Here is a 14,146-nt window from a genome sequence, read left to right on the forward strand (position 1 = left end):
ACTTACTCGCTGGCTTCAACCGGCGCCATCCGGTTGAACCAGTCAAAATCCCGCACGGTGATTGCGCCAGTTGAAATGATCCAGAACAGAATGCCCCACATCACTGCCGCGACGAGCGTCGTAATCTTGGCCTTACCCTTTAGGTGGTGATGTTCAGGCGCGCCAGCATGGGTGCCCGGTACAACCTCCCCAACATCACCCTGTGTTTGCAGTCGGATCGGGATCACCATCAGAAAGGTCATGAACCACAAAACGGCATAAAGCACGATGGCTGATGTGATCGTCATTTAAGATATCCTCTGACTTGGGTCAGCCGCGCTTGGGCGGCAAAAAAGGCGCGCGGCGCAAACCGCCACCCGCCAAATATGTTAGACCTGTTCCAGTTCTACAAGGCAGCCGCTGAAATCTTTCGGATGCAGAAACAGCACGGGCTTGCCATGGGCACCAATTTTGGGTTCACCTGTGCCCAACACACGCGCGCCCGTTTCCAAAAGGTGATCGCGGGCCGTGATGATGTCGTCAACCTCATAGCAAATATGGTGAATCCCGCCCGATGGGTTCTTGTCCAGAAACCCTTGGATTGGGCTATTTTCGCCCAACGGATATAAAAGCTCGATCTTGGTATTTGGCAGTTCGATAAACACAACCGTAACACCATGGTCGGGCTCGTCTTGCGGAGCGCCCACCTTGGCGCCCAGAGCATTGCGATACTGCGCTGAGGCCGCCTCAAGGTCTGGAACGGCAATGGCCACGTGGTTCAAACGTCCAATCATGTGTCTTTCCTCTTTTGGGTCTTAAGTCCGCGCCTCTTATGGGCGGTGCAGCATCCACGCGCAAGCGGCAGGGGGTCGCGGGCAGATTATCGCGAATTCGCGTGGTTGTTTTAACCAATCATTAGTCAAGCTGTCCTTATTCTAAATGTGACTCGCCCCCCTCTGCCAAGGAGCACTGCAATGGATGACCGCTCGCCTTTTCACCCAATGACCGCGCCAACCGCGCAACGCCCCCTGTTGGGCATGACGATTCTGGTGGTTGAGGACAGCCGCTTTGCCTGCGAGGCATTGCGCCTTATGTGCCTGCGCTCTGGCGCGCGCATCCGGCACGCTGATTGCCTTGCCTCGGCGCGGCGCCATTTACAGATTTACCGCCCCACCGTCGCCATCATAGACCTCGGTCTTCCTGATGGGTCAGGCATCGATTTGATCAAGGAATTGGCGCAGGCCGCGCCGCGTGTCGACGTGATTCTGGGAATGTCTGGTGATGACTTTGCCGACACCGCCGTCGACGCGGCCGGAGCTGATGGATTTCTTGCCAAACCAATTGCCAGCCTTGCCGGTTTTCAACAGGCCATCCTGCGCCACCTCCCACCAGAACGCCGCCCCACTGGTCCGCGTATCGTCAATGACGAACGGATCAGCCCGGATCCGGTGGCCTATCGCGATGATCTTGTTCACGCCGCTGATGCGCTCCAAGAGGACTCCGAGGAAAACACCATCGACTACGTGACCCAGTTTCTGGGCGGCATCGCACGCAGCGCGCAGGACACCTCGTTATTGCATGTCGTTGAAGCAATCTCCCGTGCGCGCCGTGCCGGTGAAATGCCCATTTCCGAGGTGGCCCGCCTGAACGGGATGGTGCGCGATCGCATCGCCCAAACTGCAGCAATCTGAGCCAGGGACATCGCGGGTCGAAGTCATCGGCCCGCCGTTCATATCACAGAATTGGATCCGCGGCGATCCGCACAAGACCAGTCAGGTCACTCAACCGCTCGATCTGTTGGCCACTGGCATCAAAATTGCGTTTCGAAAGCCACACTTGAAACGCCTGATCCAGTGCTGGCCATTCAGCATCGATGGCCGCAAACCAAGCCGTGTCGCCGTTGCGCCCTTTGTACACCAGCGCCTGACGAAACACCCCTTCAAAACTTAGCCCCAACCGCTGCGCCGCACGTCGTGACGCCGTGTTGAGCGCATCGCATTTCCACTCATACCGGCGATACCCCGCCTCAAACGCCCATTTCATCATCAGATACATGGCTTCGGTGGCAGCCCGTGTGCCCTGCAACGCCGGGGCAAAATTGATATTGCCCACTTCGATCGATCCCGCGACCGGCTTTATCCGCAAATAGGAGGCAACCCCACAATACGTCCCCGCCTCAACAGAGTGGATCGCGTAAAAACAATGATCCTTATTGGCCACTGTTTCCCGAACCCAGCGATGGTACTGCGCAGCCGAATGAAACGGGCCATGGGGCATGTAGTCCCAAACCCAATCGTCAGCTTGGTAGGCGCGATAGAGTAAGGCCGCATGTTTTTCCGCGTCCAGCGGTTCCAACCGGACATGTGTGCCCTGCAACACGGCTCCGCCCGGTTCCGGCGGCGGTGTCCAATTGGGTACCGCATATCCCACTTGCCGTGGACTGCGCATTATCTCAACTCCCTAATTTCAGGGAATCTTTGCACAATAAATTCGCAAGTGGAAGGGATCGCGTGTCACCGCCGCGTGCAGTCTTTCTGAATGCACCTCAAAGCAAAACGCCCGGATCTGCGCCCAAATCCAGCCCCGGAAACACCCTGCGTTCCAGAAAAGACGCCTCAAGGCCAAAACTGGACCGGATCACCCACGCCGCCCAGCGACGCACATCGTCTGTGGGCATCAGATCGCGCCGCTTGTATAGCGCCGCCTCGTCCAGCCCGTTAAACTGTCCGTAAATCTTGCGCCCACGCACCGCCCCCCCGGCCAGGATCATCATCCCTCCCGTGCCATGATCAGTGCCCTTGCTGCCATTTTCCGCGGCCGTGCGGCCAAATTCAGTCATACACATCACTGTGGTCGTTTTCCAAGCGGCTCCAAGCCCGGCCATTAGCGTGGTCAAAGTATCCGCCAATTGCTGGGCCGGACGGTTCAGAGCATTTTTCTGATTTCGATGCGTATCCCAGCCGCCCAACGAGAAACAAGCAATCCGGGCGTCGCCAGCGAGCTGGTTCGCCACAAAATCCGCGATTTTTACATGCGCCTTGTTGCCCGCCTGAACCGCATCCCCCATTTGTATGTCCATCGCCGCCATCATGCCGTCGGATGCGTCTTCAAACAGGGCCTGATCCCCATCTGACCCTGCCAGTTTCACGGCCTGATCCAGCGATTTGGCAAGAGCCGGATCATCCTGATACATGTGCTGCATCAGCGCATAGCCCTGTTGGCTCAGCACGACGTCAACCTGTGGCGACCAACTGCGAATTTCCGCAGGCCCCTGCGCCAGCAGCATATCGCCAAGCCCAACCGAATAGGCCGTCGTTGCATCTGCGCCGGGCAAACCCGATAGCATTCTGTTCAGCCAGCCGTCCTTTTGGACACCTGCCACACTGCCCGACGTGCCCGCCTCCAGAATGTCCTGCCCATCAAAATGGCTGCGTTTGTCACGGTAAGGCGTCGAAACAGATTGAACAAAAGCCAGTTCGCCGGATGTCCACATTGGTTTGAGCGCCGCCAAGCGCGGGTGTAGCCCGTAATATTCGTTCAGCATCATCGCATCGCTTGCCGCGCTTTTCAGCGATGGCCGCAGGGTCGTAAGATGCGCGCTCCCCCATGGGCGCAGAATATCCAGACCGTCCATACCTCCGCGCAAAATGATCACGATCAGCCGGTTTTGCCCCGGTGCGGCAGCAAAGCTGGCTGATGTCATCAGCGGGCTGGCAGCCAGCGAGCACCCCACCATAGCGCCTTGGCCCAGAAAAGAGCGTCTTGTCAGCTCACGTACCATTTGTTGCTCCCGCACTCATCGTTTCTGAAACTGCGGCGCCATCAGAACAAGGGCCACACCCTCTTGCCGATTCTGCGCCGCATTGACAGCCTGTACCGTGCGCTCGCTGGCACGCCCGCCAAGTGCCGTCTGCATCAGGTCACGGGGGTCTGGCAGGTCTTCAACCAAATGCATTGGTGCCGCCAAAGCCCATTGCAGACGCGCGGCAACACCCTGAGGTGTCAGCCAGTAATCATCCGCTTCCGGCCACCCCTGCGGCCCCGGAGGTCTTAACCAATCCTGTCCCATCAGGCGCATTGGTGTCTCGATGATCGTGCGGGTCTGCTTGGCTGACCACGAAATGAAACTCTCAGGCGGAACTGCTAACGCGCGAAAAGCTGCCCCCACAAACTCGATAGGGCGGCGGGTGTTAACAACATCAACGCGCCACGCATCTGGGTGGGTCAGAATTGCCAGATACATTTTGCTCAAATCACCACCGCTTTCTCGATAGGCCCACTCAATTTCGGTCACCAGATCGTCACTGGGCCTGTCTGAAACAAAATGTGTCGCCAGCTTGCGCGCCAGATGCTTCGCCGTGCTCGGATGGCGCGCCAAATCTCGCAGCGCACCTTCGATATCCCGCAACCCGTCGCGCCGCGACCCGCCATATGTCACGCCCAGTATCGCTTCGGCTCCCGGCTCTGCCCGCCCCGCCTGGAACTGCGTGCCTTTGACGTTGTCGCCCACCAACCCGGTCAGCAACTCGGCCAACTGGCGTACATCTTGTTGTGAATAGGGTCCGTTCACTCCCAGCGTGTGCAGTTCGAGAATTTCACGCGCCAGGTTTTCGTTCAGCCCGCGCTTCTTACCCTTGACCCTCTGATTTTTGGCCAGTCGGCTGTTCGGCCCCAAAGACACAGATTGATCAAGAAAGTGAAGCATCATTGGGTGTGTCACTGCCGAGATCAACAAATCCTCAAAAAGCCCACTTATGAATGGGCGAATGGCCGTTTCGACATAGGGCGCGCCCATCCACGCGTAATCCCGGCGCTTACCTCGCGCTGCAAAATGGTCAAACCAGAAAAGCCCCAACCTTTCGCGCAGTGCGTCTTCGCTCCAAGTGGCCCGCATCAAGACTTGACGTATCCACTTGCGCCGTCGCGCCGCCATGGTTCGATTCAACACGCGCATCTGCCGATCCACCTCGACGGTCTCCTTGCCGTCGCGCCGCAATGCCCGACTTTGCTTGGTCAAGTGCGCGAACTGCGCAAGCTGTGCCATATTCTCGTGATAATGCGGGATCGCAAACATCTCCGCGCCGCGATCCGCGCCTTTCAGCGTCGCAATCATCGCCCCGGCAGACTCCGGCCCCTGCACCAATGGCGACGGGCCAAATCCAAACCGGGTTTGCGCCAATATGCTGTCAAACGACACAATTGCCTCCACTCAATGCCGTCACCTTAGGCCAAACTTCTGTGACAGTCGTAATATAAGTGACAACAGTACACATTGCGCTGAAATTGGTGCCCCGGCCACAATAGTCAGACGATTTCCGCCGATCCTACAAAAAAGGGCCGCCCATTGCGGGGGCGGCCCAAAATACCAGTCCGTTCAAACAGGCTTAGTCCTGCGGGATCACCCGCAATCCCAGCTCCATCAACTGATCCGAAGACGGATCAGAGGGCGCGTTCATCATCAGGTCTTCGGCGCGCTGGTTCATTGGGAACATCATCACTTCGCGGATGTTTTGCTGATCGGCCAGCAACATCACGATGCGATCCACACCCGCCGCACAACCACCGTGAGGCGGCGCGCCATATTGGAACGCTTTATAAAGCGCACCAAAGCGGCTCTTGACTTCGGCCTCATCATATCCGGCGATCTCAAATGCTTTCAGCATCACGTCCGGCTTGTGGTTCCGGATCGCGCCCGACACCAGCTCATAGCCGTTACAGGCCAGATCATACTGGAAACCTTTAACCGCCAGCGGATCACCGTTCAGCGCATCCATACCGCCTTGGGGCATCGAGAACGGGTTATGTTCAAAGTCGACCTTGCCGGTCTCTTCATCCGCTTCAAAGATCGGGAAATCGACGATCCAGGCAAAGGCAAACCGGTCTTCGTCGAGCAGTTTCAGCTCTTTGCCGATCACATCGCGCGCACGCCCTGCGACCGCCTCAAACGCCTTGGGTTTACCACCGAGGAAAAAGGCCGCGTCACCCACACCAAGACCCAGCTGCTGACGAATGGCCTCAGTGCGCTCGGGGCCAATGTTCTTGGCCAGCGGACCCGCCGCTTCCATGCCGCCCTCAACCTCGCCGGATTTCAGCTTGGCTTGCGCTTCTTTGACCTTGATACCCAGCTCCTGAGCAACCGAGTCAGCGGTCTTTTCACGCCAGAAGATATAGCCCATGCCGGGCAAACCCTGTTCTTGTGCGAACTTGTTCATCCGGTCACAGAACTTGCGCCCGCCACCCGTTGGCGCCGGAATGGCGCGCACTTCGGTGCCGTCCTGTTCAAGCAGCTTGGCAAAGATAGCGAAACCAGATCCGCGGAAATGCTCAGACACTTCCTGCATCTTGATGGGGTTACGCAGATCGGGCTTGTCCGATCCATACCACTTGGCCGCATCCGCATAGGAAATCTGCGGCCAGTCCTGATCCACCTTGCGGCCACCACCGAACTCTTCGAACACACCCGCCAGCACCGGCTGGATCGTGTCAAACACGTCCTGCTGGGTGACAAAGGACATCTCCAAATCGAGCTGATAGAAATCCGTCGGCGACCGGTCGGCGCGCGGATCTTCGTCGCGGAAACAGGGCGCGATCTGGAAATATTTGTCAAAGCCCGCAACCATCATCAGCTGTTTGAACTGCTGCGGCGCCTGTGGCAGCGCATAGAACTTGCCCGGATGCAAACGGCTCGGCACGAGGAAATCGCGTGCGCCTTCGGGCGAGGACGCGGTAATGATCGGCGTCTGATGTTCGCGGAATCCCTGAACCCACATGCGCTTGCGCATCGACATCACAACGTCGCTGCGCAGCTTCATGTTGTCCTGCATCTGCTCCCGGCGCAGGTCAAGGAAGCGGTATTTCAGACGTGTCTCTTCGGGGTATTCCTGATCGCCAAACACGATCAACGGCAGCTCATCCGCCGCGCCCAGAACTTCCAGATCACGCACAAATACTTCGATTTCACCGGTCGGTAGTTTTGCATTCACCAGTTCCGGGTCACGCGCCTTGACGTTGCCGTCGATGCGAATGCACCATTCCGAGCGCACTTTCTCCATCTCGGCGAACACCGGGCTGTCGGGATCGCACAGCACTTGTGTCACGCCGTAATGGTCGCGCAGGTCGATGAACAGGATACCGCCGTGGTCGCGAACGCGGTGCACCCAGCCCGACAGGCGGACGGTGTCTCCAACATTCGAAGAATTCAGTTCGGCGCAGGTATGGCTGCGATAAGCGTGCATGGTCGCTCCCTCTTGAGGGTAAGTGTGTGAAGTCGCGTCGATACACCTGTTCAGGGCGGCAAAGTCAAGACAACACCGATGGGATCCGAGGAAAAAGGCCAAACATAGCCCCGACAACCCGCCAGGCGCCCCGTTTCAGCAATCCCCGCCTCCCCAAACCGCTGCAATCTCGCCGCGCAACGCATTGCTCAGGATCACTCGCTTTGCGGAGCGCAGATCGTCCAGCGTCAGCACGGCCTCTTGCCATACGCCCGCACCCAGCTGGCTCTGGCGATATACCCCCGGCAAAACCCCAGACGCCACCGGCGGTGTCAGCACCACACCGTCTTGCGTCTCAACCGCAATGTTGGTGATCGTGCCCTCACAAATCTCGTCGCGCTCGTTCAGGAACACCCATTCCTGCACTCCATCGGGCAAAGCCGCGCGCGCCAAGTCATAAACTCGCCGCTGTGTCGTTTTGTGGCGCAAATACCGATCTCTCGAACTGAGCCGGGTTTCATGCACATCAATCACCCAAGGCTCTGCCGCCGCCGGGGGCAACTCGGCAGTAGTGATCCGCACCGTCCCCCCCTGATCCAGCGTCAGGCGGCACCGTGTTGGCCCCTCGACGTCCATCGCGCCAATCACCGCCTGCACGGAGGTTCGCGAACAGCGAAATCCCAGCGCCCGCGCCGAAGCAGCCAGTCGGGCCAAATGCAACTCAAGCCGCGCCACCGGTACATCCGGTGCCAACGCAAAGGTTTCTATCAGGCAGGTTCCGGCTGGAACCCTGTCGCGAACCGGACTTTCCACAGCGCCTCCTCGTATTCAGACTCCGCGGTGCTGTCCCAGACAACGCCACCGCCGACATTCAGAACCGCCTTTTCACCTTCTACCATCACCGTTCGGATCGCCACATTGAATTCACTGCTGCCATCCGGTGCGGCCCAGCCGATTGTACCACAATAAATGTCACGCGGTGCGGGCTCCAGATCGTTGATCACCTCCATAGCGCGCAGTTTCGGCGCGCCGGTGATCGACCCACACGGGAACAACGCCCGCAAAATCGCACCCAAGCTGACCCCGTCGCGCAGTTTTGCCGCCACCAACGACACCATCTGGTGCACCGTCGCATAGCTCTCGATCTCAAACAGCGCGGGCACATGCACACTGCCAGCCTTGGCCACCCGGCTAATATCATTGCGCAACAAATCCACGATCATCAGGTTCTCGGCCCGGTTCTTTTCGTCACTGGCCAGCCAAACCTTGCGCTGCAAATCCTCTACCGGATCGGCGCTTCTTGGTTGCGTGCCCTTCATGGGGCGCGTCTCGATTCGGCCCTGCGCATCCGTACGGAAAAACAACTCCGGCGAACGGCTCAGAAACACAGGGCCGTTCTCTTGCGAAACCATCGCGCCATGCCCCACAGGCTGATGCGCGCAGAGTTTCGCATACAGCGCCTCCGGTGTGCCCCACGCCCACGCGGCAATCGGAAAGGTCAGGTTTGCCTGATAAATGTCCCCCGCCCCGATCAGCGCTCGTACCCGCGCAAACGCCTCTGCATAACGCGCCGCGTCCCAGCGTGGGGCAAACTCCGACAAACCGGCCTCGCCACCTGCCAGCGCGCCCGCTGCCTTCGGCGCATCATATACACCAAAACACAACAACGGCACCCGCCGCCCCTTGGGCATCCGCCCCGCCAGCCGCGCCTCCAGCGCATAACCCAGCTCATAGCTCGCATAGCCCGCCAGCCATTTTCCTGTCGCGCGCGCTGCGTCCAGTGCATCCAGCGCACGCGCCACGTCGCCTGCGTCCTGCGCCACGATCAACCGCTCAGGTCGTGTAAATTCTGTTGCGTGGCCATCTGGCCCCCGATCAAACCGAATCTTCAAATTTGCGCCCCCAATTCTGCGCTTTTTGCGTTAGAGTGGCGCCGATATACGCCGGTGGTCGGGGAAAAACAGTGTCCAAAGCGACAACAGACAGCATTTTCCCGATCCCTCTTGCACCTTGCCTCTCGATGTCTATAACCCACGACAATTTGCGCATCCGGGCGACTCCTCTTGCCAGAGCCGCCCAATCAGCCGGGGTCCACTATGCCAAAAAGAACTGACATCTCCTCGATCATGATCATCGGGGCTGGTCCCATTGTGATCGGTCAAGCCTGTGAATTCGACTATTCAGGCGCCCAAGCCTGCAAGGCTCTTCGCGAAGAAGGCTACCGTGTCATTCTGGTAAACTCGAACCCAGCCACGATCATGACCGATCCGGGTTTGGCCGATGCCACCTACATCGAACCAATCACGCCCGAGACCGTCGCCAAGATCATCGAGAAAGAGCGCCCCGATGCGCTCTTGCCAACCATGGGTGGCCAGACCGGCCTCAACACCTCGCTCGCGCTCGAAGAAATGGGCGTGCTCGACAAGTTCGGTGTTGAAATGATCGGCGCCAAACGCGACGCCATCGAAATGGCCGAAGACCGCAAACTCTTCCGCGAGGCGATGGACCGCCTTGGCATCGAGAACCCCCGCGCCTCGATTGTAACCGCCCCTAAGAAAGACAACGGCAGCGCCGATCTGGACGAAGGTGTGCGCCTTGCCCTCGAAGAACTCGAAGACATCGGTCTGCCCGCCATCATCCGCCCTGCCTTTACCCTTGGCGGCACCGGCGGCGGCGTGGCCTATAACCGCGAAGATTACATCCACTTCTGCCGCTCGGGCATGGACGCATCGCCGGTCAACCAGATCCTCGTCGACGAGAGCCTGCTTGGTTGGAAAGAATTCGAGATGGAGGTTGTGCGCGACAAAGCCGACAACGCCATCATCGTGTGTGCAATCGAAAACGTCGATCCCATGGGCGTGCACACTGGTGACTCGATCACCGTGGCCCCTGCCCTGACGCTGACGGACAAAGAATACCAGATCATGCGCAACCACTCGATCTCGGTCCTGCGCGAGATTGGCGTGGAAACCGGCGGATCAAACGTGCAATGGGCCGTAAACCCGGCCGATGGCCGTATGGTTGTGATCGAAATGAACCCGCGCGTGTCGCGCTCCTCCGCGCTGGCCTCCAAGGCAACCGGGTTCCCGATTGCCAAGATCGCCGCGAAGCTTGCCATTGGCTATACGCTGGACGAGCTGGACAATGACATCACCAAAGTCACGCCCGCCTCTTTCGAGCCGACAATCGACTATGTCGTCACCAAGATCCCAAAATTTGCGTTTGAAAAATTCCCCGGCTCCGAGCCGTACCTGACCACAGCCATGAAATCCGTGGGCGAGGCGATGGCAATTGGCCGCACGATCCACGAATCCATGCAAAAAGCGCTGGCCTCGATGGAATCTGGCCTGACCGGATTTGACGAAATCGAAATCGAAGGCGCACCCGACAAGGCTGCCGTGATCAACGCGATCAGCAAACAGACCCCCGACCGCCTGCGCACCATTGCCCAAGCCATGCGCCACGGGCTCAGCGACGATGAAATCAACGGCGTCACCAGCTTTGACCCATGGTTCCTGGCTCGTATCCGCGAGATTATCGACGCCGAAGAAGAGGTGCGCGCCAATGGCCTACCCGTGACCGAAGAAGGTCTGCGCAGGCTCAAGATGCTCGGCTTCACCGATGCCCGTCTTGGCATTCTGACCGGTCGCGACGAAGACAACGTACGCCGCGCGCGCCGCAATCTGGGCGTGAACGCCGTCTTCAAACGGATCGACACCTGTGCGGCCGAATTCGAGGCGCAGACGCCCTATATGTACTCCACCTACGAAGCCCCGATGATGGGCGACGTGGAGTGCGAGGCGCGCCCCTCGGATCGCAAAAAGGTTGTTATCCTTGGTGGTGGTCCAAACCGTATCGGCCAGGGAATCGAGTTTGACTATTGCTGTTGTCACGCTTGTTTCGCTCTGACCGATCAAGGTTATGAAACCATCATGATCAACTGTAACCCCGAGACCGTGTCGACCGACTATGACACCTCGGACCGTCTATATTTTGAGCCGCTGACCTTTGAACACGTAATGGAAATCCTGCGCGTCGAACAGGACAACGGCACGCTTCACGGCGTGATCGTTCAGTTCGGCGGCCAGACCCCGCTGAAACTCGCCAACGCGCTCGAATCCGAAGGTATTCCAATCCTCGGCACCACACCCGACGCCATCGATCTGGCCGAAGACCGCGAGCGTTTTCAGGCGCTGGTGAACGAGCTTGGCCTTAAGCAACCTAAGAACGGCATCGCCTCAACCGATTCTCAGGCACTTGAAATTGCTGGTGAAATTGGTTTCCCGTTGGTGATCCGCCCCTCCTATGTGCTGGGTGGTCGCGCGATGGAAATCGTGCGCGATATGGCCCAGCTGGAACGTTACATCAAAGAGGCCGTCGTTGTCTCCGGCGACAGCCCGGTCCTGCTCGACAGCTATCTGGCAGGCGCAACAGAGCTTGACGTGGACGCGCTTTGTGATGGCACCGACGTGCATATCTCGGGCATCATGCAGCACATCGAAGAGGCCGGAGTGCACTCGGGTGACAGTGCCTGTTCGCTGCCGCCCTACTCGCTGGATCGCGCCATGATCGCACGGATTGAAGAACAGACTCACGCGCTGGCCATTGCGCTGAAAGTTGTCGGCCTGATGAACGTTCAGTTTGCGATCAAGGACGACGAGATCTACCTGATCGAAGTCAACCCGCGCGCCTCGCGTACCGTGCCGTTTGTCGCAAAATCCACCGACAGCGCCATCGCCTCGATCGCCGCACGCATCATGGCCGGCGAAAAGCTGGCCGACTTCCCAAAACGCGCGCCATACAGCGAAACCAACGCGACCGAGCCTCAGCCCATCGCGGACCAGATGACGCTCGCGGACCCGAACATGCCCTGGTACTCGGTCAAAGAGGCCGTCCTGCCCTTTGCACGCTTTCCCGGTGTCGACACGATCCTTGGCCCGGAAATGCGCTCTACCGGCGAAGTCATGGGCTGGGACCGCTCCTTTGCCCGCGCCTTCCTCAAGGCGCAGATGGGTGCTGGAATGGAGCTGCCCACCTCGGGCAAGGCCTTTATCTCGATCAAGGACGCCGACAAGACCCCTCTGATCTCAGACGCCGCTCAGATCCTGACCGACATGGGTTTTTCCATCGTCGCCACCTCGGGCACCGCTACATGGCTGGCCGAACAGGGCGTCGCATGTGAAAAGGTCAACAAGGTCTACGAGGGGCGCCCGAACATTGTGGACCTGCTCAAAGACGGCGGCATCTCTTTGGTGATGAACACCACCGAAGGCGCGCAAGCCGTTGAAGACAGCCGCGAAATTCGCTCGGTCGCGCTTTATGACAAGATTCCTTACTTCACCACTGCAGCTGCCTCCAACGCCGCCGCCCGCGCTATGAAAGCGCGCGAAGAAGGCGACCTTGAGGTGCGCAGCCTGCAAGGGTAAATCTGTTTTTATGGGGCTTGGCTTATCCCCAAGCCCCATAACTTTCATTTCGCTGAGGGATACCTCACCTGCGAACGATCAGCGGTGCGGCAACAGTTGGCGCGCGCCCTTTGTGTTTCATTCGGCACGATGATCATTTCTTTGACATGCACCAAATTCCAATTCACCAATGGGATGCAACAATTATCATGGAAGCGCATCTTCCAGAATGAATGTTCTGGAAAAACTTTGGTGACGCCGCCACGCTTCACAACAGTATGGAATGTGTATCTCCGATCAATATCAAGATACGGCCCCAAGTCTGATCTCTCAGACATTATCAGTTGGCGCTTTGGCGGACAAAAAGCCAGAAAATCTTGACGAACTTCGGTCCCCAGAAACACGAATGGACATGATCCATCTCCTTGACCAAAGCGTTTTGTTAAAGCGAAGTAGGTTAACGTCTCAGACTGAAAACCGACTTTGCTACGCAAACTCTCGACTTAGTTAAATTTGGCGGTCTCAATTTCCCGTTCGAGACAGCGCAACTGCTGTCGGTGCGGCTGGACAGCGCCAATGAGGTAAGTCACGCGACACATTCCGAACGCAACAAACATCCTAAAAACAAGCGCATGTTGTGGAGGTGCAAGCCTCCATGACTCATTACAATTTCAACACGTGAACGAAACGCACATTCGGACACGCCTACGCGTGCCCGATCTCTAAAAAAGGTCAAAAAAGGGCACATCTTTCAGCCGATGGGACCACAAATCAATGTTGAATTTGCCCAACATCATCAAAAATGAGAGGGCGCAAGCATCTCTGCCTTGCGCCCCTGCTTTAGCAGTTTTGCGTCAACCTGAACTGTCCTCGGCACATTGAAAACCGGAAACGGACCATCACCTCACCGCTTTATTCTAATCAAAAACCTTCCATACAGGTGCGTGCCCTGTCGACGGCATTCTTGGGCGTTTTGAGTTTGACAGTGACCGTATAAGGCGATCCTTGAAACGCCACGAATTCGCGTGCCTCTTCGAGATCGCGCACAAATTGCGGATTGTCAAAAACGATGTACCCGCCGTTGAGACCACCCGACAATTTCCGTGATACACTGGTCGATTTGCCAACATAAACATTGCCATTCAACGAGATAGCAATGTCGTTATCGCCTTCGGTTGGTTCAACATCCTTCAAGAAAGCGCCAAGATAAAAGGCGTTCTGCGTCTTGGTCATACCGGCCTGAACAACGCTGTTCTCGCTGCGCCACTCAATAAAACAGGATTGCCGCGAGTTGTTTTTGAAGACGGTCCAGTATTTAGCACTCCAATAGGTTTCGACGCTGTCGCCAGCCGTCGGCAGCACGTTTTCGTCGGCAGCATGGGCCATTGACGCCCCAAGCATCATGGCGCCTACGGCCACTCCGGACAGAAACGTTTGAACTGATTTCACGGTATTCATTGGGTTTAATCCTCCAGCGATGAATGTCGAACTGTTCCTTCAATTCGGATCAGCTTACTAAATTGTGTTCAAGCGTAAGGGATGACCGGC

General features: G+C 57.8%; 11 protein-coding genes. 2 read left to right on the forward strand and 9 right to left on the reverse strand.

What is annotated here, in order from left to right; genetic code table 11:
• Positions 1-2 precede the first annotated feature (2 nt).
• Together CLV88_RS01840 and mce are read right to left on the reverse strand one after the other, a co-directional pair.
• A complete protein-coding gene (locus CLV88_RS01840) occupies positions 3-287 on the reverse strand; it encodes a DUF1467 family protein (protein ID WP_106606660.1) in 285 nt (94 codons plus the stop codon).
• A gap of 81 nt (positions 288-368) precedes the next feature.
• On the reverse strand, positions 369-773 hold the full coding sequence (gene mce / locus CLV88_RS01845; RefSeq protein WP_106606661.1) for a methylmalonyl-CoA epimerase: 405 nt from the start codon (positions 771-773) through the stop codon (positions 369-371).
• A gap of 180 nt (positions 774-953) precedes the next feature.
• On the opposite strand from mce, the gene CLV88_RS01850 reads away from it, so the two are divergent.
• The gene (locus tag CLV88_RS01850; protein ID WP_106606662.1) at positions 954-1,670 is read left to right on the forward strand and encodes a response regulator; all 717 of its coding nucleotides are present in this window, start codon (positions 954-956) and stop codon (positions 1,668-1,670) included.
• 43 nt (positions 1,671-1,713) lie between these two features.
• Here CLV88_RS01850 and CLV88_RS01855 read toward each other — a convergent pair whose 3' ends face one another.
• The 6 genes from CLV88_RS01855 to CLV88_RS01880 all read right to left on the reverse strand — a co-directional run bounded on the left by CLV88_RS01855 (position 1,714) and on the right by CLV88_RS01880 (position 9,085).
• Positions 1,714-2,427, reverse strand: coding sequence for a GNAT family N-acetyltransferase (locus CLV88_RS01855; protein ID WP_106606663.1), 714 nt, complete (start codon positions 2,425-2,427; stop codon positions 1,714-1,716).
• 97 nt (positions 2,428-2,524) lie between these two features.
• Complete coding sequence (locus CLV88_RS01860; protein ID WP_106606664.1) at positions 2,525-3,760, reverse strand: DUF1501 domain-containing protein; 1,236 nt, start codon at positions 3,758-3,760, stop codon at positions 2,525-2,527.
• Between the two features lie 15 nt (positions 3,761-3,775).
• Positions 3,776-5,176: a DUF1800 domain-containing protein gene (locus CLV88_RS01865; RefSeq protein WP_243403536.1), complete on the reverse strand. Its 1,401-nt coding sequence runs from the start codon at positions 5,174-5,176 to the stop codon at positions 3,776-3,778.
• Between the two features lie 187 nt (positions 5,177-5,363).
• Positions 5,364-7,214, reverse strand: coding sequence for an aspartate--tRNA ligase (gene aspS, locus CLV88_RS01870; RefSeq protein ID WP_106606665.1), 1,851 nt, complete (start codon positions 7,212-7,214; stop codon positions 5,364-5,366).
• Between the two features lie 135 nt (positions 7,215-7,349).
• Complete coding sequence (locus CLV88_RS01875) at positions 7,350-8,006, reverse strand: aminotransferase class IV (protein WP_243403537.1); 657 nt, start codon at positions 8,004-8,006, stop codon at positions 7,350-7,352.
• Complete coding sequence (locus CLV88_RS01880) at positions 7,961-9,085, reverse strand: aminodeoxychorismate synthase component I (protein ID WP_106606666.1); 1,125 nt, start codon at positions 9,083-9,085, stop codon at positions 7,961-7,963. The genes CLV88_RS01875 and CLV88_RS01880 overlap by 46 nt, the downstream gene beginning before the upstream one ends.
• Before the next feature lie 204 nt (positions 9,086-9,289).
• Between CLV88_RS01880 and carB the strand changes: the two genes are divergently transcribed.
• Positions 9,290-12,619, forward strand: coding sequence for a carbamoyl-phosphate synthase large subunit (gene carB / locus CLV88_RS01885; RefSeq protein ID WP_106606667.1), 3,330 nt, complete (start codon positions 9,290-9,292; stop codon positions 12,617-12,619).
• Between the two features lie 900 nt (positions 12,620-13,519).
• On the opposite strand, the gene CLV88_RS01895 is transcribed toward carB, so the two are convergent.
• On the reverse strand, positions 13,520-14,056 hold the full coding sequence (locus CLV88_RS01895) for a hypothetical protein (protein WP_106606669.1): 537 nt from the start codon (positions 14,054-14,056) through the stop codon (positions 13,520-13,522).
• Positions 14,057-14,146: the final 90 nt, after the last annotated feature.

Origin of the sequence: Shimia abyssi (assembly GCF_003014475.1) — a bacterium.
GTDB classification, from domain to species: Bacteria; Pseudomonadota; Alphaproteobacteria; order Rhodobacterales; family Rhodobacteraceae; genus Shimia; species Shimia abyssi.